We start from the raw sequence: 23,059 nt of genomic DNA, 5'->3' as shown, positions 1-23,059 counted from the left end.
ACTGGCATAATGCCCCCGTCAGCGGGGACGCCCCGGTTGCCATGGCAGGCACCATGACATCGCTTCGCGCTCTCCGTCTTCATGCCTGTCGTCACCACGCGCCCCACCCCGGATTTTCGCGAGGCAGGCCTTGAACAACACGAACGACGAACCTCTGCGCGTCCTGCGGTTTTGGCGCGACCTGGAAATCTTCAATATCCCGACCACTCCGACGGCGAAGGACAATACGCCGCAAATCAAGGTCACCACGCTGCGGCGCCGCGGCCCGCAAAGCACGCTGCCGTGGCATCGCGAAGAATTCGCACCGACCGAGCCACATGCTTTCCTGCATGTCGTCTACGTGGGCGTGGCCGATGTGGAGGACCTGGCCCGCCTGGTGTTGCGCGGCATCCTGCCCAACGATGATCTCAGCGAACGCGAAATTCAGCGCGTGAGCGGCCAGGGGTGGCTGGCCGCCTTCGTCGTCAACGAGCACGGTGTGCCGCTGCCCAGCAGCTACTTGGCGGCGAGCTACGCGCACGGCGTCGACGCGTTTCGCGAGACCGGTACGCTGGAGAACGTCAACGCGCGCCTGCAGCGTGCGCAGGAAGAGTTCGCGCAGCGCTGCCATCGCCTTGCGCCGGCCAATGGCAGTGACGACCCCGCGGCATCCTCGTCGGGCACGGCGCTGCGATGGGAGGACCTCGAGGCCGAGCGTGACGTGGTCTGCGCACTGCTCGGCGAGGGCGCGAAAAAAGCCACGCTCGACTGGCGTGTCGTCGTGCGCACCATCCGGATCAAGCGCAGCAAGCTCAAGGACAATCAGGAAGCAGCCACCGAATTCCTCAATTCGTTCTATCTGGACGATCTCGACCGCCTGATCGATCGCGCCGAAAAGCAGCTGCCCTTCGGCGCCGCCCTGACCCGCTACCTTGGCGCGGCCATCAAGCCCGAAGGACGGATCGACATCCTCACCGAACACGCCACCATGGCGCAGTTGGTCAGCGCCGTGCGCCTGCCGTCCGCGCGCTGGCCGGCGCCTTCCAAGTACCCGTTGGTGCTCGCCCAACAGGCCGCCGTCGCGGAGGTGTTGCGCACGCTGAGCCCGGACAGCGGCATCCTCGGCGTAAACGGCCCGCCAGGCACCGGCAAAACCACACTGCTCTGCGACGTGATCGCCGAGATCGTCACCGAGCGCGCCAGGCGGATTGCCACACTCGACAAACCCGCGGCCCTGTTCGAAGAGCCGGTGCAGATGGCCGGTATGAAGTTTTCGCCGCTCAAGCGCGCCGTGATCGACGGCACCTCCATCGTCGTCACCAGCAACAACAACAATGCCGTCAAGAACATCACGCAGGAATTGCCGGCCCGTGCCAAGATCAGCCGCGAATTCGAACCGGTCGCTTACTTCGACGAGGTGATCCGCGAAATCTTCCGCGCACAGAAAGTGCTCGACGACGAAAAGCAGCCCATCGACGGCTGGGGCATCATCGCCGCCGCACTGGGTAATGTCGGCAATCGGCGATCGTTTGCCACGGGTTTCTTTCGTGATGAACGCAAGGCCAAACAGTCGACAGACGCTACCACCCCGGCGACCGATGCGCCGGACGATGACGGCGATGACGCGGCGGAAGCGACCACGACGAACGATCCGATCCCGCCTGCCGAACCGCGCGACGAACGTCCGCCGACGATGAAGCAGATCCTGGAGAACGCCAACGAGAATTACCCGCGCTATCAGGCCGAATGGAAAGCCGCGAAACGCGCGTTCCTCGATGCGCACGCCGAGGTCGACAAGCAGCGCGCCGTGTTGGTGGCTGCGGAGCACGCCGCGCGCGAGCTGGATCGCAGCCGCGTACAGCGGGAAACACTTGAAGCATCCATCCAAACGATCGCGGATACGATCGCAGCGGGTGAACAGGACTTGGCCGCGTCGCGCGCACAGCAGACCGACCTGCGTGCGCTGATGCAGAGCCATCAGGCAGTCCTCGCGCAGTGCGAAGCAGCCTATCTACCCTCGCTCTGGGATCGCCTGATGCGATGGCTCGGCCGCGAAACGCCCCGCATGATCGCGCGACGCCAGGCACTCGAGGTCCCCACGCGTGCACTGAGCGAAACCACCGCAACCCTCAGCGCACTCAGCCGCGAGATCGTGCAGTCCGAAGCCGCCCTTCGGCGCGAGCGTGAACGGCATCAGGCGCTATCCCGTGAACTCGCCGCCTTGATGCGGCAGTGTCACGCCCACCAGCAGGCGCTCGATGCCGGCTATGCGACCGGTGCGAAACACTTTCCGAATGATGCGTTCTGGTCCTTGCCCTCCGACATCCGTCATCGTGCCAGCATCGCGGTCAGCGCCGCACTCGATCACCTGCGCGCGCGGCTGTTTCTTGCTGCCGTCGAACTGCATCGCGCCACGATCCTCGCCAACGCCGGCAAGTTCATCGGCAACCTCCGCGTCGTGAACGGGATGCTCACCAACACGCTGCAGGACAAGTTGCCCGCCGATCAACGGCCGCGGTTGTGGGACGTGCTCTTTTTCGTGGTGCCCGTCGTGTCCACGACGCTCGCCTCGTTCGATCGGCTATTCGTCGGTATGGGACAGGACAGCATCGGCTGGCTACTGATCGACGAAGCGGGCCAGGCCACACCGCAATCGGCGGCCGGCGCGATCTGGCGTAGCCGTCGCGCGGTAATCGTCGGCGATCCACTGCAAGTCGAGCCGGTCTTCACCGTACCGTTGCGCCTCACTGAAGCGTTGCGTCGCCGCCATCAGGTCGATTCAGCCTGGTCGCCCGCTGACGAGTCGGTGCAAACGCTCACCGACCGTATCACGCCGTTTGGCTCCTGGGTCAGCACGTCGGCCGACGACACCGGGGGCGATACGCGCATCTGGACCGGCATGCCGCTGCGCACGCATCGACGCTGCGACGATCCCATGTTCTCGGTCGCCAACCGCATCGCCTACGCCGGACAGATGGTGCAGGGGCGCGTCGATGATGCAGGACAACCACTTCCCACGCCGTTTTCCTGTGTGCTGGGCGACAGCGCCTGGTTCGACGTGGCGTCCACGCGCGTGCGCCATCCGGTGTCGGAGGACGAGCTGGACGTGCTGCGCCAGTGCCTGACCGCCTTACGACGGGAACCGGCGCGCGGTGAGGACAACAAGCCGGCCGGCGTCTACGTGATCTCACCGTTCCGCAAGGTGGCGAACGCCTGCAGCAATCTCGTGCGACGTGGCAAATTCGACGGCATCGATGTCGGCACCGTCCACACGTTTCAGGGCAAGGAGGCCGCGATCGTCTTCCTCGTGCTGGGCACGGCGCCCGGCCAGCAAGGCGCAGGCGCTCGCGCGTGGGCAACCGGTGCGCCGAATCTGCTCAACGTCGCCATCACCCGCGCCAAGTGCCGCCTGTACGTGATCGGCGACACGCAACAGTGGGGCGGACTCGACTATGTCAGCGAGCTGTACGCCGCACTGCCGGTGGTGCGTCTACCGTCCAGCACGCAACCCTCCACGCCGGCGGAAGACACGCCCTCCCTCTTCGACGCGTAACGCGCGTTGCACGCATCCATCGATAGTGGCCGCGAGCTATACCAGTGGTATAGCTCGTTCCATCGCTCGCATCGGACGCCGTAATCCGGCCGTTGCGCCATGCCCTTTGTTCACTGACGGCCTTCCCCTCGATCGTCATCGTGACACCCGTCCTTCCTCGCGACGAGTGTCCCCATGGCGAACGAACCCTCCTCCCTGCAACTGAATCTCGGAGCGCTGCGCAGCGCGATGCAACTGACGCTGCACACGCACCACGCCGCGCGTATCTGGCATGGACGCGTCGCTGCCGAAGGACGGCCCGGCATCATCGGGCTCAACGGCTTCGTCGCCATCATGAACAAGATGAAGCGTGGCGCCGAACAGGACGATCCGTATTCCGACGCCTGGATGCTGCGCATCGAGGACAAGCTCGCGCAGACCAAGGCCACCTTGCAAAGCCTGCGCGAACAGGTCGATCAGGCGCTGGCCGACGTGCCGCCGGCGTTGACGCTCGGCGACAACCTCAACATCCAGCCGGTACGGCTGCCGCTTTTCATCAACGCGCAACTCGGCTTCATGGCCGTGTATCTGCTCGCCGATTATGACGATCTCGCGCGGCGCCTGATCCTGGCGCACCACACCGCGATGATCGATCGTCGCACGCTGGAGCGCTGGCTCAACGAGGGCGCGCACGCGCTGCGCAGTCTTTTCAGCGTGGCCCAGCAATACCGCTACTCCGGCACGCGGCGCGACGACTTTGCGGCGAATAATGCCGCAGCGCGCGCCGCGCGGGAAAAGTTCGGCGAGTTGCCGCAGGACGTGCTCGAAGGCACGCGCCGCTCGCGCTTTGCACCACCGATCGTGCGTCGCAGTAGTCTGGCGCAGCGTCCGGCATCCACCGCGATCACAACGGAACCGGCTGCGGCAACCGCAGACGCATCGTCCGCGATGCCCGCCGACGATGACAATCATGCCGGCGACGCGGAGGCATCGTGAGCACCATGCACGAGGGCGTTGGCGCAACGCGTCGCTTTGTGCCGCTGGAACAGACAGCCTTCCAGCGGCTGGAACACGCGGCCTACCTAAAAGGCCTTTTAAAACCTTTTAAAGGTAAGGGGGATCTGGACGTCTGGGCCAGCCAATGCGAGGCACTGCGCGATGCGCTCATCACACTGGCCGAACGCACCCTTCTGCCGCAGGCGCGTCGCCCACCGTTCGATCGACTGCCGGTCTACCTGGCCCAGCAGACGACTGGCGCAGGCACGACCTTTCTGCGCTGGCGCAACCTCGACCGTTCCGCGATGGGCGTCGCCCTGTGGGAGGCGCTGCTCGACGATCTGCGTACACCGGCTGCGCTGATCGACGATCTCTACGCGATGGAGCTGCAGCGCATCGCACTCAACATGCAGATCAGCCTGCTGCACACCCTCGCCCGCCAGGCACATGCCGGCGTCGCCGCGATGGCACACGCCGATGACCACTACCACCACCGTGTCGCCCGACACACCCACTCGAAGGAGTACCCATCATGAGCATCCGCTTTATCGGCGAAGGCAACATCGGCTCTGCGCCGGAGTTTCGTGAATTTCCGCACGGCAATGACGATCCCGATCGTCTGCTGCGCCTGAACGTGTATTTCGACAACCCCGTTCCCGTGAAAGACGGTTACGAGGATCGCGGCGGCTTCTGGGCACCGGTGCAACTGTGGCACGACGAGGCCGAGCATTGGGCGACGCTCTATCAGAAAGGCATGCGCGTGCTGGTCGACGGCCGCATCGTGCAGGACAAGTGGACCGACAAGGACGACAACCCACGCGTGACCTTCGTGATCGAGGCGCGCAGTGTCGCGGTTCTGCCGTATCGCATCGAATCGATCACCCTGAGTCCCAAACCTGGGGGCGTCACCGACGCTAACGATCCTACCGGCGACTAACGCCGCACTGCATTGATGCCACTCGCATAGCCCCGTGCATGAGCGCCCGTGCCAAAACACCGGCGCTCATCGTGCGCCAGTCTCCTCAGCGCCACGCTCCGCCTCATTTCCGCCATACCGTGCAGAATGCTGTCCAGGCGGCTCCCCCAGTATCTCGATTTTGATCGCAGCGCACGCTTCGCGCTTCCGCAATCTTGTCGCCCACTAAACTGTCACCTATTCTGATTACATCCGGGAGCAATCGAAAAGGCTCTCTCGGGTTGATGCCATCCGACAATCGCGAGTGAAAAGCGCCCGTAATCGACTATGTAAAGAGGATCGCCATGAGTACGCTAGCTGACGTCTTTCTTCCTGCCGCTCTGGGTGCGGCGATGCAAGAAACACTGTACTGGTGGCAATTACGATTCAAGTTAAACCAGAAGAAATACCAAGATCAGATGCGCTCGCCCATTTATTGGGCACTGGTTCTCGTGATGATATTTGGCTCAGCCAGCGGGACGGTAGTCTGGTTCGGTGATCATGCCGGCGCCGCTAGAGATTACCTGGTCTTTGGCGCAGCGTTCCCTCTCATCTTCAAGCATGCGGCCGATGCAGCAAGCGACGCCCGTCGCAAGCTAGGGCCGAAGAGTGAAACGCGATGGGGTATCGTTGAAACCTACCTCCAGATGAGGTGATGCCATGCACATCGCCCGCCGCATCAGTACTGCGTTGGTGCTAATCGGAGGCGTGACATTACTACCCGGCAACTTGGCCTCCGCCGACGAATCATCCGGCAGTCAACTTCGAGGACCTTGCACGGCAAGCATCATTGGCAATCTTCGCGCATTGTCCGGCAGCCACGCGGAGCCTTTTACAGAAGGCATGATCTTTGAGAAAGCGCCGGCTGAAGTGCTACCTCTGACCACGGCACACCATACCCCCTCCAGTGCCGTGATCATGGCAATCCCATTGCGTGATGACGAGTATCACGCAGTCTTTGGGACATCGCCCGATCAAATATCGTACGCTGACAATCGAGAGTTGGAGTCGGCCGCACGTCTTGCGAAGCAGGCTGCCTTGAAAACGACCCATGGAATTTTGAATCGAGCCGAGTTCCAGAGTTATTTGAAGCACGAGCACAGCCAGTTCATCATCATTGCGGGCCACAACGAACTAGGACAGTTCTCCTTCATCGGTGGTGAAAAAGTTGAGCTACCCTTGCTTGGCGAAGACTGCGCAAGGGCAGGCAAAACATGTGTCTTCGTATCATGCAGGTCTCAAGATCATCTGCGCGACGGATCAGTCGGAGTGTCCCGGGAATTGACCTTACCCGAAGGAGTCTGGATTACGCAGCAAATTGATGTCTGGCTTCGACACAAGGCTCCTGCCGATGTATCTCTTGCCGATTTGGTTGCATATGTAAGGAAGCTCGACTATGAGGCAAACGTCCGGTTCCACGCTTCTTACTTCGTGATCGGGGCGTGTGCAACGGCGGGGACAGGCGCTGCTGCCTATGCCTTGGTGGAAGGAGTGGATAAGAAATGAACCGGTCAGTCAAGGCTGCGCTTTTGTCATTGCACCCAAGCACGGCATTGCCCTCCAAGTCTCGCGCGGCCATCTCGGCAATTTCGGCAGGCGACGGATACAGCGGATCGCCGACTGACTATAGGGATGATCGACTAATTGGGCAGTCGTTCTGACCTCTGCTTAAATCCGGCCATCGCCCGATATGCATTCCCACCTCGTTCTCGGACACTGTGCTGCCATCGTCATGGCCGTCATGATGACGATTCCACAGGTGTCGCAGTGCGCCTCTTTCTGTGTGAAAAGCCCTCCCAGGGCAAAGATATCGCTCGCGTCCTCGGCGCCAGGCAACAAGGCGATGGCTGCTATCAGGGCAACGGCGTCACGGTCACTTGGTGCATCGGGCATCTCATCGAAGCCGCCGAACCCAACGCGTACGGCGAGCAGTACAAGCACTGGTCCCTCGACTCACTGCCGATCATCCCTAATCCGTGGCGCATCGAGATCAAGCCAAAGACGGCGGCCCAGTTCAAGATCGTCAAGGCACTGATCGCGAAGGCCGACGAACTCGTCATCGCGACCGATGCCGATCGCGAAGGCGAAATGATCGCTCGCGAACTCATCGAGTTGTGTCGCTATCGCGGTTCCATTCAGCGCTTGTGGCTGTCGGCATTGAATGACGCATCGATCCGGCAAGCCCTCGGCGCGCTGCGGCCCGGTTCCGAGACGATGCCGCTCTATCACGCCGCGCTGGCCCGCTCGCGCGCCGACTGGCTCGTCGGCATGAATCTCAGCCGCCTCTTCACCGTGCTGGGGCGGCAGGCCGGTTACGACGGCGTGCTGTCGGTCGGCCGCGTGCAAACGCCAACCTTGCGCCTGGTCGTCGATCGCGATCGCGAGATCGCGCGCTTCGTACCGGTGCCGTTCTGGGCCATCGAACTGACGCTTGCCTCGAGCGGTCAGCGCTTCACCGCGCACTGGCAGGCGCCGGACGGCAGCACCGATGACACCGGACGTTGCCTGCAGCAGCACGTGGCGCAAAGCGCCCTCGCGACGCTTCGGAACGCGCGCGATGTCGAAGTCATCGCCGTCGACACCGAACGCGTGCGCGAAGCGCCGCCGCTGCCGTTCGATCTCGGCACATTGCAGGAAACGTGTTCGCGGCAGCTTGGACTCGACGTGCAGGAAACGCTCGACATCGCCCAAGCCCTCTACGAGACGCACAAGGCGACGACCTACCCCCGCACCGATTGCGGCTATCTTCCCGAAAGCATGCTGGCGGATGTACCAACCGTCCTCGCCACACTGGTGGCCACCGATCCGTCGTTGCGTCCGTTAGTCGCCACGCTCGATCCAACACAGCGTTCGCGCGCGTGGAACGACGGCAAGATCACCGCGCACCACGGCATCATCCCGACGCTGGAACCGGCGAACCTCACCGCCATGTCCGAGAAGGAACAGGCCGTCTACCGGTTGATCCGTGCCCATTATCTGGCGCAGTTCCTGCCGCATCATGAATTCGACCGCACCGTCGCGCACTTCGCGAGCGGACCGGAACGGCTGAACGCGACCGGCAAGCAGATCGTCGTGATCGGCTGGCACAGCGTGTTGAACGAACCGGCATCGAACGAGGGTACTGGCGACGACAGCGAGCCGCCGCGCAGCCAAACCTTGCCGCCGCTGGAAAGCGGGACACGTTGCGCGATCGAACAGGTCGAGCTCAAGGCGCTCACCACCCAACCGCCGCGCCCCTACACGCAAGGCGAGCTGATCAAGGCCATGAAGGGTGTTGCGAAACTCGTCAGCGATCCGCGCTTGAAACAGATCCTCAAGGACACCACCGGTATCGGCACCGAGGCCACGCGCGCCAGCATCATCCAGGGCCTCATCGCCCGCCGTTATCTGATCAAGAAGGGCCGCGCCGTACGTGCGTCGGACACGGCGTTCACGCTGATCGACGCGATCCCGGCCGCAATCGCCGATCCCGGTACCACCGCGGTGTGGGAACAGGCGCTCGAGCGCATCGAAGCGGGCGACATGACGCTCGATGCGTTCGTCACACGTCAAGCGACGTGGGTGACGCAGCTCGTGCAGCAGTACGCGCAGACGACGCTGTCGATCACGTTGCCGCCGTCGCCGCCCTGCCCGCTTTGCGGCACGGCGATGCGTCAGCGCACCAGTCAGCACGGCGCGTTCTGGTCTTGCACGCGTTATCCCGATTGCAAGGGCACCTTGCCCGTCGAACCATCCAAGACGAAACGTCGTGCCGCACGTCCATCCCGCCGTGGCCGCGCGTTCGGTCACGACGACTGACACGCATTCCCCCTAGCCACCGACCTCCCGCAAGGTGTGCGCACGCCGTTCGCGTGCGGAGGTACGCACGTCTGACATCCCTCGGATGACGTTGATCCTGTTTCCGGCTCGCCCGTCGACGGGTCCCCTGACCGCATGCCGAGCGTGCCGTGAGGCGACCCGTCGTGGTCGCGTCTGATCGCCGCCGGCGCCCACCGGCGAACCAACGGGCTCCCTTTGTGCGCGGATGTGCGCCAGCACGTACCGGCTCTCGCCACGACACGAGCCGGGTGTATCGCGGTGATGACGGCAGGCTTACGGCAGCCACGCCCTCGTTGCGCGACATCGTGGTCGCCTGGTCCACGCCGGATGCATCCGCGTCCGGCTTCCTGTTCCCGCTTCAACCGCCGCGCTTGCGCATGCGACTTCCCCTTTGAACAGGACACCCCGACCATGAACACCCCTGCTTTGCGGTACGGCAGCGTCTGCAGCGGCATCGAAGCCGTCAGCGTCGCCTGGCAACCGCTCGATCTCGCACCCGCGTGGTTCGCCGAGATCGATCCGTTCGCCAACGCCGTACTCGACCACCACTACCCCCACGTGCCCAACCTCGGCGACATGACCGGCATCGCGCCGCGCATCCGGGCCGGCACGGTGGACACTCCTGACATCCTGGTGGGCGGCACGCCGTGCCAGTCCTTCAGCATCGCCGGCCGCCGCCAGGGTCTTGCCGATCCGCGCGGCGCGCTCACCCTGCACTATGTGGAGATCGCCCATGTCATCGATCAAACACGTCTCGCGCGTCGCCAGCCAGCGGCCATCCTCGTCTGGGAAAATGTCCCGGGCGTGCTCTCGGACCGGCACAACGCCTTTGGATGCTTTCTTGGCGCGCTGGCTGGGGAAACACGTCCGCTGGAGCCGCCAGGGGCGAGGTGGACGCACGCTGGTTGTGTCGATGGACCCGCGCGACGCATCGCCTGGCGGGTACTGGACGCTCAATATTTCGGTCTCGCCCAACGACGCAAACGTGTGTTCGTTGTCGCAAGTGCTCGAAACGACGTCGATCCCGCCACGGTACTTTTTGAGTTCGACAGCATGCGCCGGCATCCTGCGGCGCGCGGCGAAGCGCCACAAAGCCTTGCCCGAGGCATTGCTATCGGCGCTCATGGCAGCGGACTTACCGACGTAAGTCCGACGCTGTACACCGGTTCCAGCGGCGGTCCCGTGCGTCAGCAGCTGGCGCCGGGTGTGCTTACGCCGCGCTGTTACGATGGCGGCAACACGCAAGGCGCTATCGACCATGCGGCCTGCCTCACCGCACGCGGGCACAAATGCGACTTCGATGTCGAGACGTTTGCGGTCCAGGCCGTCACCGGCCACATCAGTCATGCGCTCAACACCGCCAACGGCGGTAAGGGCTGCAGCGAAGATGGCACCGGGCGCGGCGTACCGATCATTGCGCACACGGCGATGGCGATCGCGCAGAACAGTCGCGGCGAACTGCGCATGGAGAACGGCGACGGTCGCATCGCGGGCGCACTGTCGACGGGTGGCGGCAAACCCGGCCAGGGACAACCCGCCGTGCTCAGTGTTGCGTTGCGCGGACGCGAAGCCGGCGCGACAGCGGAAATCGGTGGCGAGACGGCGCATGCCTTGCGCGCGAGTGGCGGCGGCAGCGACAAACCGCATGTCCTGCTGCCGGAACTCGCCACCCATCTGCGCTACGACGCCGACGGCCAAAGCGCGTACGGCGACGTGATCTGGCGCGTGCGTCGCTTGATGCCGATCGAATGCGAACGGCTGCAAGGTTTTCCCGATCACTACACCCTTGTGTCGTATCGCGGCAAACCCGCGGCCGACGCTCCGCGCTACCGCGCGATCGGCAACAGCATGGCGGTGCCGTGCGTGCGCTGGATCGGCGAACGGCTTTTGCGCGCATTGCATGCGAGCCATCGCTGACGGGATGGACTCTATCAATCGGTCAAGCGCCGATGCCGTTTCCTCCACGCGCGAACGCCGCGCCTGCGTCATGGTGCACCCGTACATGGTCGATTCCTCGACCGGTGCCCAGGCAGCCGATGGTCTTCAAGGCTGCGCTGCGTGTCATCGCAGTGACTGCGCCAGTCCGCTTCGCATCGCTCGCCGCGGACGCTCATCCCCACCGGATGACGATGCTCGTGTTCCCTCGACCGGATGTCACTGCATCCCGTCGGGATGGGTGGCTGTCCGCAACCCCTTGATAGGAGTGCTTCATGGCTACCCCGTGTGTTTCACCGTGCTCCACCCCGCTGACGAATCCGCACTTCGGTGCACTCGCCTGGCGATACACCGGCAAGCGATTGCCGCTGCATGTCCTTCGCAGCGTCGCCGGCTACTACATCGGCACCGCCAATGACGAAGGTCCCATCTCGCGCGAGTCCGTCGAGTATTTCCCGACACGCGATCTCGCCGAACGCGCGCTGGTCGCCGGTTGCTGGACCCAGCGCTTTGTTCCCTGACATCCCATCAAGGTGATCCATGCATCCGAACCATCACGATGTCTTTCGTACGCTCGCGGAAGCCGAAGTTCGTGAACGTCATGCCACTGAGGCGTTCTTCGACGCCTGGAAGCACGGCGTGGCGCTGGCTGGTGTGCGGTTCTTCGGCCAGGGCACACGCGAGGCGTTCGATCTCGCCCGCACCAAGTGGGATCTGTGCCCCAACGTTGGCCTGATCAAGAAAGCGATCGGTCCGATGAGTTCTGGCGAAAAAGTCTTTCTCGCTGCGTTGGTGAGTTTCTACGACGCTCACGATGGCGGCGCCATGCTGCGTCGCGTCGGTGTCCAGGGTCTGTCCGATCTCGGCGGCCTGGATGCCGAGCGGCGTGAGGTGATCGCTTCGCTGCTTCTGCATTACGCCGGCTGGTAAGGCGCTTTCGCGCCGCTTCTCGTGGCGTGTCATCCCCCGGCCTGCCCGTCCACGCGGACGATCGCAGGCCTTTCTTCCCTCGTCGGGTTTCCGTGCCCGATGCGGGGATGGGAATCCACCTTTCACCCTGGAGGTTCCCATGGCCCATCACGGCAATCCCTTTCTTCGCGGCTACCACGCACTCACGATTCGCCGCGTGCTTTGCATCACCGAAGACGATCACGACCGTCCGCCCTGCTATCGTCCCTTGCATGCTTCGCAGGCGCACCTGTCCGACGATGATGTGCAAGGCAACCTTTGCATTTTCTGCGACGACTATGGTCTCGTTGCCGATAAGCTCCCGGTAGCTGAAGCGCTGGAAACCCCGTGTCGGCGATTCGGCATCGCCCGCAACGTCGTCTACGAAATCACCGGACGATTCGGTGACGCGCTGGCGCATGTCGGCGATGTCTATTCACTCGAAGCAGCACAGCGCACGATCGAACAGATCCGTTTCGACACCGGCGTCTTCAGTCGCTGCTGGGAAATCAGCAGCCGTCACCTGAGCGAGGACGGCTGGCGCTATCTCACTCGCCTGGCCGATGCCAGTCAGCCCAGCGGCTTGCTGTTCGAAGCGTTTCGCGTACCCGCCAGCCACGCCATCGGCTGCAAACTGATCGCGACACCGTGGACCGATGAACACCTGCGCGCGGTGGACGTGCAAACGGCCGCCGAACTGCGCAAGGAACATCGTGAAGCGCGCATGCCCGACACGCTGATCGATCTGTTGCATCAGGCCGGCGAGGCTGACGTGCGCATCCTGATCTTCGATGCCGAAGCGCGTCCGCTCGACGGTCTGCCGTTGTTCGGCTTCTGAACGGCGTTTAACACATATTTCTTTCCCGACGCGTTCGCGTCGTTTCTCGCCTGGGGGCGTTCTGCCCCGACGGGGCGGCGTCCCTGGGTTTTCTCCCCCTTGTTCAAGGAGCTTCCCCATGGACCATGCTGCCCTTCGTACCCAATTGCCGGCACTCGTCGGCCCCTTCCTTCCTCGCAACGTGCGGTCGTTCAACTTTCGCATCTACGACAATCAACCCGCCGTTTCCGCGCTGGGTTTGTTGATCGATCCGCAGCCGTTCGAAGGCAAGGTCATTGCCAAGACCGACCACGCCATCATCGTGCAAACCGCACGTGCCCAGTTCGCCGTCGTCGATCGCCAACTGGCGAGCCACGATCCGGAGGAAGGCGCCAAGGTCGCGGTCACGCCGTATACACGGCATCACTTCGACGGTACGCGCCTGGATGCTCCCGTCGAAGAAGCCCGTCAAACGACAGACGGCCAAACCTACACCGTCCAGTCCGTCATCCTCGGTGGCGCGACGACTAAGTTGCCCCTTCCAAAGCCGCGCTGTGTGGAACTGGTGGCATTGATCGAACAACTGGAGCAATGGCCTGCACCGGATCGCTTTCGCCGTATCAGTCATTTGCTGGTCGATGCCGGCGCGCGCGACTTCGTCTGCGTCGATCCTGCGCCGGACGACACCACGCCACCGTCGATCGCGTTTTCAGTCACCACGACGAAATTCGACGGGCGAGTCACCGTGCTCTACGACCGCGGGCTCGACGCTTACGTCATCGAGCTACGCCGGGACGGCACCGTGGTCGAGCGGGTCGACGAAGTCTATGTCGACATGCTCGGCGGAGTGCTCGAACGGCTGATCGATGACGGACATTGGAGAGCGATTCGCATCGATATCCTGGCCAAGCCCTCGCGCAAGCGGTGTGCGTGATTGACGCGTCAGCTAGGCCATCACTCTGGCGGGCTCTCATCGAATGACGAAAGCCCGCTCTCCGTTCCCTGCCGCATATCGCGGCATCCCACCTCACTTTCATCGGAGTCTGCACGCCTGCGACCGGCACTTGGCGACCCGAACCGGCCCTTTGACCCAGCGCGAACACTACGGCGGTTTACAAGGTCCAAGAGTCATTCGCCTAGGCGCATCGGACGACGAGTGATCGGTCATTGTGATCATTCGCAGCCGATGGAACGTCCCGATTGGGGAATGACCACTTCACGCCAAGCACACAGCGGGTGGTGTCCAATTTGCAGACGTGACTCTTATCGCGACTACTGAAGCGCGGTGAACATGTTAAGGCAAGCGTATTTCGCATCGGCAATCGATAATGTTTCAAAATCGTGACAAGAGTCGCCGGCAAAATCAATGCCATACAGAGCGGGGGCGTTACTCGGGAAAGTGCTGAATGTATTGGCCGCATCCAGTTACTAGCCTTATTGAATGATTTGCAATTGGTAGGATGTGAAAAAATCAAAGATCAATCCAAAGCGTTCTGCAAGAAAAGCGCCCCGGCACTTCGGCAGCTCTAGGCGCTCAAGGTAACGCAGTGTGGGCTTCAGGCGACGTTTCTCGCCTTCTTCGCGTTCGGCAACCCGCCACAGATTTGGCGAGACAATGACCGGCACGCTCTCATAGCAAAAAGTTTTCGAGACTGTGTGACGTGGTTGCATGTTGCGCTGGCGGGAACCACTCCGCGCCTGAGCGCGCCAGTTCAAGGAGGAGGACTATGCCCTGCCGCGCTCTCTTTGGAAAAGCCGCATCTGTGGTGGCCTCCTTCGAATCGGTTTCGTTGAATGCGCAGGTTGCCAGGCTGCCCGCATCCAACGTCGATATCCGCCGGACCTTGTTTTCCCGCCGATTTCGCTGTCTGCGGACCGCGCTATGGGTGCAGCCGTGTCGATGTTGACCCTCCAGTGCGTCGTTTATCAAGTTGCGTGCTCGTCTTGGTGTAGAAAGGCTGCAAAACCACTTTCAAAAGGAGCGGTGTATGCCATCTGTACCTGATCTGACTCGATCGTCCAGCCTGATTTTCAGTGGGACGGTTGTCGAGCGTGGTACGTCCTCGGTACCTACCGTCAAGCCGAATGACAAGCTGGTTGTTGTCCGCGTTGATCGAGCGCTACGCGCGGATCCTGTGCTGGGAGAGCTTGGCGGAAAGCTCATCACGGTCGTAGCGTCGGCCCCGGAGAGCCTTAGCGTAGGCCAGCAGGCCGTCTTCTTCACGAACAGCTGGATACACGGTCGAGGAATCGCAGTGCGCGAGATGATGCATGTGGATATAGCGCAAACCGATACAGTGGCTGAAGCAGTCGCGAAGCTGCCTGAAGATCATCTCATTGAACGGCTTCGGGGTGCCGAACTTGTAGTCGACGCTGAAGTAACGAAAGTCGGCTCCGCCGATAAGGTCATTCACGACCGCAAGGCTGCTTGGTGGGCGCCTGCCGAGTTGAAGATCCACACGGTGCTTCGAGGAGCGCCAATCAAATCTGCGGTGGTGTACTTCGCAACTGCCGATTGGCCGCCGTGGACAAACGCACTTCGTCTCGAACAAGGCCAACGCGGCGTCTTTATCCTCCGTTCGCGTTCGGATGCGAAGACAAGGAGCGAGGCAATGCTCGAAGCGGGCAGCCTGGTAGCGGTCGACCCAACGGACTTCCAGCCTGAGTCGCAATTGCAGCAAGTGAAGAAATTGCTCGCCAGCATCCAATAAGAACAGGAGGATGCCATGAGGATCTTTCGAATCGTGAACGTCGTTCCGAACGATCACAGCAACGAGCGGAACAACGACTCAGAGCCCAGTATCGCCGTCAATCCCGTGAATCCCCATGAGATGGTGATCACCGCGTTTACGCCCACGGAAGCGGGTAATTCTAACGGTCCTTTGTTCTTTTCCACCGACGGTGGTGAGAACTGGGGCCTGAGGTTCGACATTCCGGGCGGGACGACCAGTGATCAATCGCCGGCTTTCGCCAGAACGTCGAGCGAACTCTACATGGGAATATTGCGCGGCGATAACGGCAATATGAATGTGTTGCGCGCCGCAGATCCCTCAACAGCAGGCACGTTCTCTTCGTTTGATGCGCGCGGATCAATCGATCAACCGTGGATGGAAGCGACCAGTGTCGTCGGCGGACCTGACGACGGCAAGGACCGAATTTACGTTGGGTATAACGACCTCGGACACACTCCGCAATCAGCTACGGTCGATGTTTGCCTTGACGCATCAGCGGGCTCGCCGACGTTTACACAAGTCCGGCTGGATCCCAGATCACCCTCCCCGCAAGATAGCTACGAAATCCGGCCAACGGTTCACCGCAGTGGCACGGTGTACGTCGCATACAAGAGCTGGACTTCGTCGAACTCGACATCCGTCACGGCGAACATCGTAGTCGCGCGCGACGACAACTGGGGATCAAACAACTTCAACGATCTCAAGGATCCCAGTGATGAGAAGGCAGGCAGATTGGTTGCGACCGGCGTAGTTATCAATGACCCAGGCAATCTTGGCGGTATACGGCTTGACAACGACCTGAACGTTGCGGTTGATCCCACCAATAGCGACATCGTTTATATCGTCTGGTGTGACAACGCCGGGCCCTCATACACATTAAGGGTGCGGCGTTCACTGAATCGCGGTGCCGACTGGTCTGGCGACCTTCTTGTCGCCGATAATGCGGCTCTTGCCACCTTGGCAATAAACAGCCAAGGTACGGTTGGTCTCTTCTATCAGCAACTCGTCGCAGGCCGGATGGAGACGCATTTCCGGAGTACGAGCGATGGGGTGATGTGGGACGACACGCTTTTGGCGAGGACCGCAACGAGCCCCGCATTCACCGGTGACTATGCGCGAATGGTCGCACTGGGTCCACACTTCTATGGCGTGTTTCCGGCAATGAACACGCCGGATCCAGCGAACTTTTTCCCTAATGGGGGAGGCACGTTCAGGTATCAGCGCAACACCAGCGGCACGTCGCTGATTGGCAACGATGGTGCAACCGTCATCCAGGCTTCTGTGGACCCGTTCTTCTTTAAGGTGGAGGAGAAGGACGTCGCGTTCATTCTCAACCGCAACCCGATCGGTCAGGACGAGGTCGATGCGCGGCGGACGACAGGTGACTTGCCGATGCAGGACGCATTCCGGGTCGTGGTCGACGGCTTTACCGCCGCGGAGCTGGGCCTGGCCGGACCGGGCTCGACGCTGAACGTGGCGTCGCCCGTGGCGGGCATGACCATCACCTGCACCGGCAACACTTCGGACACCGGCAGTTACGGCACGCAAATCCAGCGCTTCACCTTTGACTACTCGATCGATTTCCCGGATGACAGTGCGTTCGGTTTTGCAGGAGCAACCGAGGATCTCACCCTAAACGTGACGGCAGGAGGCGTACCGGCCTCGGCCCTGCTCACGCTGATCAAGCAGCCCGACCCGTTCCTGCTGCACGGCGATCCGGCGTGGTTGAGCATCGATCTGCGCGTGTTTGCGGTGCGGCCCCACGAGACGTGGTTCGGCGCGACGATGGGCGCGGATGCGTCGGCTGCGCCGGGCTTCATCCAGCAGGTGATGCACAACCTGACAGCGGGCAAGGGAACCGCCGGAGGGCAGTCATTCGACGACCCCGCGGTCTTATCACCCGATGAGGACAAGTCCAAGCTCTACCTGCAGCCCAACGATGAGCACAACGTCCCGGTGTTCAACTTCGCGCTGGCCAAGGTGCACTATATCGGCCTGATCGGCGCGTCCAACGTGCGGGTGTTCTTCCGGCTGCGCCAGACCCAGGTCACGTACGCGGGCTTCGACTATCCGCCGGGCGGCCAGTACCGGCGCGCGTCGAGCAATCCTGATGGCCAGCCGATTGCTCTGGCCGGCATCCAGGGCAACGAATACGTCACCGTTCCCTGCTTTGCGAACGGGCGCATCGATTCGACAACGAGCAGCATGGACCAGCAGACCGATGGCCATAACATCCAGAGCTTCACCGCCATTGGCGGTCCGGAGGTGGACAACTTCTACGGCTGCTGGCTCGACATCAATCAGCCCGACCTGCGCCTGCCCGTAGAAGTGCCGCCGCAGCAAGACGGGCCGTTCGACCCGGGCGACCCCAACCCGAACTTCCGGCCCGTTTCGCTCAAACAGGCCCTGGCGCGCAACCTGCATTTGTGCCTGATTGCCGAGATCGATTTCGATCCGACGCCCATCCCGCTTGGCAAGGATCCGTCCAACTGGGACAAGCTTGCACAGCGCAACATCGCGTGGAGCGACGTGGGCTCCGCGCAGGCGGTGACCACGTTCGAGATTCGACCTACCCCCATGGGCCTGCCCGCGGGGCAGACGCCCGACGAGTTGATGATCGACTGGGGCAGCACGCCGCCGGGCAGCACGGCCCAGATCTATCTGCCCGCGGTGAAGGCGGCCGACGTGCTGGCCATGGCGACGAAGATGTACACCTCGCACCGACTGACGCGCCTCGACGAGCACACCCTGCAGTGCAAGACCGGTGGCATCACCTACGTACCGGTGCCGCCGGGCGGCAACATCAACTACGCCGGCCTGCTGTCGGTGGTGGTGCCCGAGCACTTACCGCACGGCAACACCTACACCGTTGCCGTCAGGCAGGTGACCAACGCCTTTGGCCGGCGCACGCCGCCGCCCCCGCCGCCGCCCGCGATCACCGAACGCCGCCGGACGGCCGTGGTGGAGCCGGCGCAGATCGAATGGCGACGTGTGGTCGGCGCGTTCCAACTGACCATCCCGGTCAAGGCCAAGGCAACGCTGCTGAAGCGGGAGGAGCGGGACTACTCGGTGCTGCTGTGGATCGCCGAGGCGATCCCCCATCACAACCGCTGGCATCCGGTATTTAGCCGCTACCTGCAGCGCATCGCCGGCCGCGTGAGTGCATTCGGTGGCAATCCGGCGCACATCCTGCCGTCGCCCACCGGGGAGGGCAGGCACCTGCCTGGCAAGGAAGGCGGGCCCGAGGCACGCCGGGCGTTCACGGGCAAGATCGCCGGGCTGGTGTTCGATTGCTTCGGCGACTTCGAGGGCTTCCTGCTGGATACCGAGGACGGCGAGCGCCGCTTCTCCAGCCGCGAGAAGGACCTGGCGGGGCTGGCTGAACGCGTGTGGCGCGAGCGCCTGCGCATCACGGTCTGGGCCGAGCGCGACGAACCACACCGGCCACTGTCGATCATCGTGCGTGAACCGCCAACGCCATTTGAAGACTGACCGGTTACGTGCGGGCAGACCACATGGCCGCGCGTAACCGCCAAACGAAGGGGAGTCTGCGATGTCCCGTTATCGCATCACGATCACGAGCAAGGACCGGGAGGCCATCCTGGATCTCGTCCGCAAACACAAGATCCAGGTGTTCGATCACGGCAGCCGCTACTCCGAATCCACCGGATACAGCATCGATGCGCTTGCCGAGCCTGTGGACATCGAAAGACTCAAGCAGGCCGGCTATCAGGTCGAACAGCACGAAGATGTCGACGAACTGGGCAAAGAGCGACAGAAGGAGGTCGGGCAAGGAGACCGCTACAAGCGTAAGCCTTCAGAACCGCATTGAACGCTGCCGCAACAACAAGAACTGGAGTTGCCATGCCCTACCTGAACGTGACCGAAGTTGAGTCCGCGCTTGCCGCCGCGACCGCCGCGCCATATGACACTTTCACCCAGCTCATTGCGTTGCCGAACCTCACCTGGGAAGGCCGCCAGTGCCACGCGATCAAGATTGCCAACGGCAGCGGCGCGAGCCGCCCGGGCGTCTATCTCCTTGGCGGTGTTCACTCGCGTGAATGGGGCAGCCCGGACATCCTCATTAACTTCGTCGAACAACTCGAACAGGCGTATCACGGCGGCATGGGTTTGACCTTCGGCAGCAGGACATTCTCGGCAGCCGACATCAAGACCATCGTCGACACACTCGACATCATTGTCTTTCCGCAAGCCAATCCCGACGGCCGCAACTACAGCATGACGGTCGATGCCATGTGGCGAAAGAACCGGCGCACGGCAGCGCCGAATTCAGCAGCTTGCACGGGAGTCGATGTTAATCGCAACTACGATTTTCTGTGGAACTATCCAGAGTACTTCAGCCCCAGTGCTGCGATCGTTGATTCCACCGATCCGTGCGATTACCAGCTTTATCACGGCCCCAGTGCGTTTTCCGAGCCGGAGAGCAGCAACGCGAAATGGATATTCGACAACTTCCCGAATGTGGGCTTCTTCATCGACCTGCACAGCTACGGCCAGGACATCCTGTATAGCTGGGGCGATGATCAGGACCAGACGTCCGACCCGACCATGAACTTTCATAACCCTGCCTATGACGGGCAGCGTGGCGTAGCGGGCGATGCGTACAAGGAATACATTCCGTCTGATGATCTGACGACCGCCGTACAACTTGCCAACACCTTTCGCGATGGCATTCAGGCAGTCCGGGGGACCGCCTATACGGTCAAGTCGGCGTTCGACCTCTATCCGACAGCGGGAACATCCGACGACTATGCTTACAGCCGGCACTTCACCGATGGCAACACGGGGAAGGTGATTTCCTACACGCTCGAGTGGGGAGCGGAGTTTCATCCGCCCTACAGCGAAATGCAGAACATCATCCAGGAAATCACGTGTGGTCTCCTTGCGTTCTGTCTCTCAGTACGAAAGCGCATCGAGCACTGCGCGTTCATTCTCAACCGCAACCCGATCGGTCAGGACGAGGTCGATGCGCGGCGGACGACAGGTGACTTGCCGATGCAGGACGCATTCCGGGTCGTGGTCGACGGCTTTACCGCCGCGGAGCTGGGCCTGGCCGGACCGGGCTCGACGCTGAACGTGGCGTCGCCCGTGGCGGGCATGACCATCACCTGCACCGGCAACACTTCGGACACCGGCAGTTACGGCACGCAAATCCAGCGCTTCACCTTTGACTACTCGATCGATTTCCCGGATGACAGTGCGTTCGGTTTTGCAGGAGCAACCGAGGATCTCACCCTAAACGTGACGGCAGGAGGCGTACCGGCCTCGGCCCTGCTCACGCTGATCAAGCAGCCCGACCCGTTCCTGCTGCACGGCGATCCGGCGTGGTTGAGCATCGATCTGCGCGTGTTTGCGGTGCGGCCCCACGAGACGTGGTTCGGCGCGACGATGGGCGCGGATGCGTCGGCTGCGCCGGGCTTCATCCAGCAGGTGATGCACAACCTGACAGCGGGCAAGGGAACCGCCGGAGGGCAGTCATTCGACGACCCCGCGGTCTTATCACCCGATGAGGACAAGTCCAAGCTCTACCTGCAGCCCAACGATGAGCACAACGTCCCGGTGTTCAACTTCGCGCTGGCCAAGGTGCACTATATCGGCCTGATCGGCGCGTCCAACGTGCGGGTGTTCTTCCGGCTGCGCCAGACCCAGGTCACGTACGCGGGCTTCGACTATCCGCCGGGCGGCCAGTACCGGCGCGCGTCGAGCAATCCTGATGGCCAGCCGATTGCTCTGGCCGGCATCCAGGGCAACGAATACGTCACCGTTCCCTGCTTTGCGAACGGGCGCATCGATTCGACAACGAGCAGCATGGACCAGCAGACCGATGGCCATAACATCCAGAGCTTCACCGCCATTGGCGGTCCGGAGGTGGACAACTTCTACGGCTGCTGGCTCGACATCAATCAGCCCGACCTGCGCCTGCCCGTAGAAGTGCCGCCGCAGCAAGACGGGCCGTTCGACCCGGGCGACCCCAACCCGAACTTCCGGCCCGTTTCGCTCAAACAGGCCCTGGCGCGCAACCTGCATTTGTGCCTGATTGCCGAGATCGATTTCGATCCGACGCCCATCCCGCTTGGCAAGGATCCGTCCAACTGGGACAAGCTTGCACAGCGCAACATCGCGTGGAGCGACGTGGGCTCCGCGCAGGCGGTGACCACGTTCGAGATTCGACCTACCCCCATGGGCCTGCCCGCGGGGCAGACGCCCGACGAGTTGATGATCGACTGGGGCAGCACGCCGCCGGGCAGCACGGCCCAGATCTATCTGCCCGCGGTGAAGGCGGCCGACGTGCTGGCCATGGCGACGAAGATGTACACCTCGCACCGACTGACGCGCCTCGACGAGCACACCCTGCAGTGCAAGACCGGTGGCATCACCTACGTACCGGTGCCGCCGGGCGGCAACATCAACTACGCCGGCCTGCTGTCGGTGGTGGTGCCCGAGCACTTACCGCACGGCAACACCTACACCGTTGCCGTCAGGCAGGTGACCAACGCCTTTGGCCGGCGCACGCCGCCGCCCCCGCCGCCGCCCGCGATCACCGAACGCCGCCGGACGGCCGTGGTGGAGCCGGCGCAGATCGAATGGCGACGTGTGGTCGGCGCGTTCCAACTGACCATCCCGGTCAAGGCCAAGGCAACGCTGCTGAAGCGGGAGGAGCGGGACTACTCGGTGCTGCTGTGGATCGCCGAGGCGATCCCCCATCACAACCGCTGGCATCCGGTATTTAGCCGCTACCTGCAGCGCATCGCCGGCCGCGTGAGTGCATTCGGTGGCAATCCGGCGCACATCCTGCCGTCGCCCACCGGGGAGGGCAGGCACCTGCCTGGCAAGGAAGGCGGGCCCGAGGCACGCCGGGCGTTCACGGGCAAGATCGCCGGGCTGGTGTTCGATTGCTTCGGCGACTTCGAGGGCTTCCTGCTGGATACCGAGGACGGCGAGCGCCGCTTCTCCAGCCGCGAGAAGGACCTGGCGGGGCTGGCTGAACGCGTGTGGCGCGAGCGCCTGCGCATCACGGTCTGGGCCGAGCGCGACGAACCACACCGGCCACTGTCGATCATCGTGCGCGAACCGCCAGCGCCATTGCGCCGCAGACTGTAATCGGGAGCGGTGCGTGTGACATACGGCGCAGGGCCCCAATGGCGGAGGGCTTTTGCTAATGTGGTTGTGGTTTCCAATGGCTTATACAGGCCAAACAGAAGGTTGTCCGAGTGACGCAGTGCCAGCACCACCCGCAGCATGACCCTCTTGTGGCTACGGAATTGAATACCTTCGACAAGCCCGTTCTGGATATGGTGTCAGCCAGGCGCAGGCACGAGCTTCGC

At 62.6% G+C, this 23,059-nt stretch carries 17 protein-coding genes; 16 read left to right on the top strand and 1 reads right to left on the bottom strand.

Translation table 11 applies throughout. The features are described from left to right. Positions 1-130 precede the first annotated feature (130 nt). From KY49_RS06920 to KY49_RS06870, 12 genes are all read left to right on the top strand, one after another. Complete coding sequence (locus KY49_RS06920) at positions 131-3,532, top strand: DEAD/DEAH box helicase (RefSeq protein ID WP_042583921.1); 3,402 nt, start codon at positions 131-133, stop codon at positions 3,530-3,532. A gap of 174 nt (positions 3,533-3,706) precedes the next feature. After that, complete coding sequence (locus tag KY49_RS06915) at positions 3,707-4,507, top strand: PFL_4669 family integrating conjugative element protein (protein ID WP_042583920.1); 801 nt, start codon at positions 3,707-3,709, stop codon at positions 4,505-4,507. Positions 4,508-4,512: 5 nt separating this feature from the next. Continuing rightward, positions 4,513-5,043 carry a DUF3158 family protein gene (locus KY49_RS06910; protein WP_042584605.1) on the top strand — a complete coding sequence of 177 codons (531 nt, stop codon included), beginning with the start codon at positions 4,513-4,515 and terminating at the stop codon, positions 5,041-5,043. After that, on the top strand, positions 5,040-5,444 hold the full coding sequence (locus KY49_RS06905) for a single-stranded DNA-binding protein (RefSeq protein ID WP_042583919.1): 405 nt from the start codon (positions 5,040-5,042) through the stop codon (positions 5,442-5,444). Before KY49_RS06910 ends, KY49_RS06905 begins: the two co-directional genes overlap by 4 nt. 323 nt (positions 5,445-5,767) lie before the next feature. Beyond that, a complete protein-coding gene (locus tag KY49_RS06900; protein WP_042583918.1) occupies positions 5,768-6,118 on the top strand; it encodes a hypothetical protein in 351 nt (116 codons plus the stop codon). A 4-nt stretch (positions 6,119-6,122) separates the two neighbouring features. Next, the gene (locus tag KY49_RS36950) at positions 6,123-6,968 is read left to right on the top strand and encodes a hypothetical protein (protein ID WP_156162448.1); all 846 of its coding nucleotides are present in this window, start codon (positions 6,123-6,125) and stop codon (positions 6,966-6,968) included. 261 nt (positions 6,969-7,229) lie between these two features. Next, complete coding sequence (locus tag KY49_RS06895) at positions 7,230-9,260, top strand: DNA topoisomerase III (protein WP_042583917.1); 2,031 nt, start codon at positions 7,230-7,232, stop codon at positions 9,258-9,260. Between the two features lie 432 nt (positions 9,261-9,692). Beyond that, positions 9,693-11,198, top strand: coding sequence for a DNA cytosine methyltransferase (locus KY49_RS06890; protein ID WP_042583916.1), 1,506 nt, complete (start codon positions 9,693-9,695; stop codon positions 11,196-11,198). Between the two features lie 293 nt (positions 11,199-11,491). Then, entirely contained in the window at positions 11,492-11,737 is a 246-nt protein-coding gene (locus KY49_RS06885) for a hypothetical protein (protein ID WP_042583915.1), read from the top strand. A gap of 19 nt (positions 11,738-11,756) precedes the next feature. Then, positions 11,757-12,146, top strand: coding sequence for a hypothetical protein (locus KY49_RS06880; protein ID WP_042583914.1), 390 nt, complete (start codon positions 11,757-11,759; stop codon positions 12,144-12,146). 139 nt (positions 12,147-12,285) lie between these two features. Further along, positions 12,286-13,002 (top strand): DUF5983 family protein, encoded by a 717-nt coding sequence (locus tag KY49_RS06875; RefSeq protein ID WP_042583913.1) that lies wholly within the window; start codon positions 12,286-12,288, stop codon positions 13,000-13,002. 118 nt (positions 13,003-13,120) lie between these two features. Beyond that, complete coding sequence (locus KY49_RS06870) at positions 13,121-13,915, top strand: hypothetical protein (RefSeq protein WP_042583912.1); 795 nt, start codon at positions 13,121-13,123, stop codon at positions 13,913-13,915. A 500-nt stretch (positions 13,916-14,415) separates the two neighbouring features. On the opposite strand, the gene KY49_RS36945 is transcribed toward KY49_RS06870, so the two are convergent. Beyond that, on the bottom strand, positions 14,416-14,652 hold the full coding sequence (locus tag KY49_RS36945) for a hypothetical protein (protein WP_156162447.1): 237 nt from the start codon (positions 14,650-14,652) through the stop codon (positions 14,416-14,418). 317 nt (positions 14,653-14,969) lie between these two features. Between KY49_RS36945 and KY49_RS36940 the strand changes: the two genes are divergently transcribed. The 4 genes from KY49_RS36940 (at position 14,970) to KY49_RS34765 (ending at position 22,835) form a co-directional block, all read left to right on the top strand. Beyond that, the gene (locus KY49_RS36940; protein WP_156162446.1) at positions 14,970-15,692 is read left to right on the top strand and encodes a hypothetical protein; all 723 of its coding nucleotides are present in this window, start codon (positions 14,970-14,972) and stop codon (positions 15,690-15,692) included. Between the two features lie 15 nt (positions 15,693-15,707). Next, positions 15,708-19,205, top strand: a complete 3,498-nt coding sequence (locus KY49_RS36935; protein ID WP_156162445.1) for a hypothetical protein — start codon at positions 15,708-15,710, stop codon at positions 19,203-19,205. 61 nt (positions 19,206-19,266) lie between these two features. Continuing rightward, positions 19,267-19,545 carry a hypothetical protein gene (locus tag KY49_RS38440; protein ID WP_063840472.1) on the top strand — a complete coding sequence of 93 codons (279 nt, stop codon included), beginning with the start codon at positions 19,267-19,269 and terminating at the stop codon, positions 19,543-19,545. A 32-nt stretch (positions 19,546-19,577) separates the two neighbouring features. Continuing rightward, a complete protein-coding gene (locus KY49_RS34765; RefSeq protein WP_063840471.1) occupies positions 19,578-22,835 on the top strand; it encodes a M14 family metallopeptidase in 3,258 nt (1,085 codons plus the stop codon). Positions 22,836-23,059 lie beyond the last annotated feature (224 nt).

Origin of the sequence: Burkholderia sp. MSHR3999 (assembly GCF_000833595.1) — a bacterium.
GTDB lineage: Bacteria > Pseudomonadota > Gammaproteobacteria > Burkholderiales > Burkholderiaceae > Burkholderia > Burkholderia ubonensis.
The sequence above is the reverse complement of the archived record's forward strand: the minus strand, read 5'-3'. Positions and strand labels throughout refer to the sequence as shown.

Bases quoted from the DNA above. Each gene is read 5' to 3' on its own strand.
- KY49_RS06915 (WP_042583920.1), top strand. From the start codon at position 3,707: ATGGCGAACGAACCCTCCTCCCTGCAACTGAATCTCGGAGCGCTGCGC.
- KY49_RS06910 (WP_042584605.1), top strand. From the start codon at position 4,513: ATGCACGAGGGCGTTGGCGCAACGCGTCGCTTTGTGCCGCTGGAACAG.
- KY49_RS06905 (WP_042583919.1), top strand. From the start codon at position 5,040: ATGAGCATCCGCTTTATCGGCGAAGGCAACATCGGCTCTGCGCCGGAG.
- KY49_RS06900 (WP_042583918.1), top strand. From the start codon at position 5,768: ATGAGTACGCTAGCTGACGTCTTTCTTCCTGCCGCTCTGGGTGCGGCG.
- KY49_RS36950 (WP_156162448.1), top strand. From the start codon at position 6,123: ATGCACATCGCCCGCCGCATCAGTACTGCGTTGGTGCTAATCGGAGGC.
- KY49_RS06890 (WP_042583916.1), top strand. From the start codon at position 9,693: ATGAACACCCCTGCTTTGCGGTACGGCAGCGTCTGCAGCGGCATCGAA.
- KY49_RS06885 (WP_042583915.1), top strand. From the start codon at position 11,492: ATGGCTACCCCGTGTGTTTCACCGTGCTCCACCCCGCTGACGAATCCG.
- KY49_RS06880 (WP_042583914.1), top strand. From the start codon at position 11,757: ATGCATCCGAACCATCACGATGTCTTTCGTACGCTCGCGGAAGCCGAA.
- KY49_RS06875 (WP_042583913.1), top strand. From the start codon at position 12,286: ATGGCCCATCACGGCAATCCCTTTCTTCGCGGCTACCACGCACTCACG.
- KY49_RS06870 (WP_042583912.1), top strand. From the start codon at position 13,121: ATGGACCATGCTGCCCTTCGTACCCAATTGCCGGCACTCGTCGGCCCC.
- KY49_RS36945 (WP_156162447.1), bottom strand. From the start codon at position 14,652: ATGCAACCACGTCACACAGTCTCGAAAACTTTTTGCTATGAGAGCGTG.
- KY49_RS36940 (WP_156162446.1), top strand. From the start codon at position 14,970: ATGCCATCTGTACCTGATCTGACTCGATCGTCCAGCCTGATTTTCAGT.
- KY49_RS36935 (WP_156162445.1), top strand. From the start codon at position 15,708: ATGAGGATCTTTCGAATCGTGAACGTCGTTCCGAACGATCACAGCAAC.
- KY49_RS38440 (WP_063840472.1), top strand. From the start codon at position 19,267: ATGTCCCGTTATCGCATCACGATCACGAGCAAGGACCGGGAGGCCATC.
- KY49_RS34765 (WP_063840471.1), top strand. From the start codon at position 19,578: ATGCCCTACCTGAACGTGACCGAAGTTGAGTCCGCGCTTGCCGCCGCG.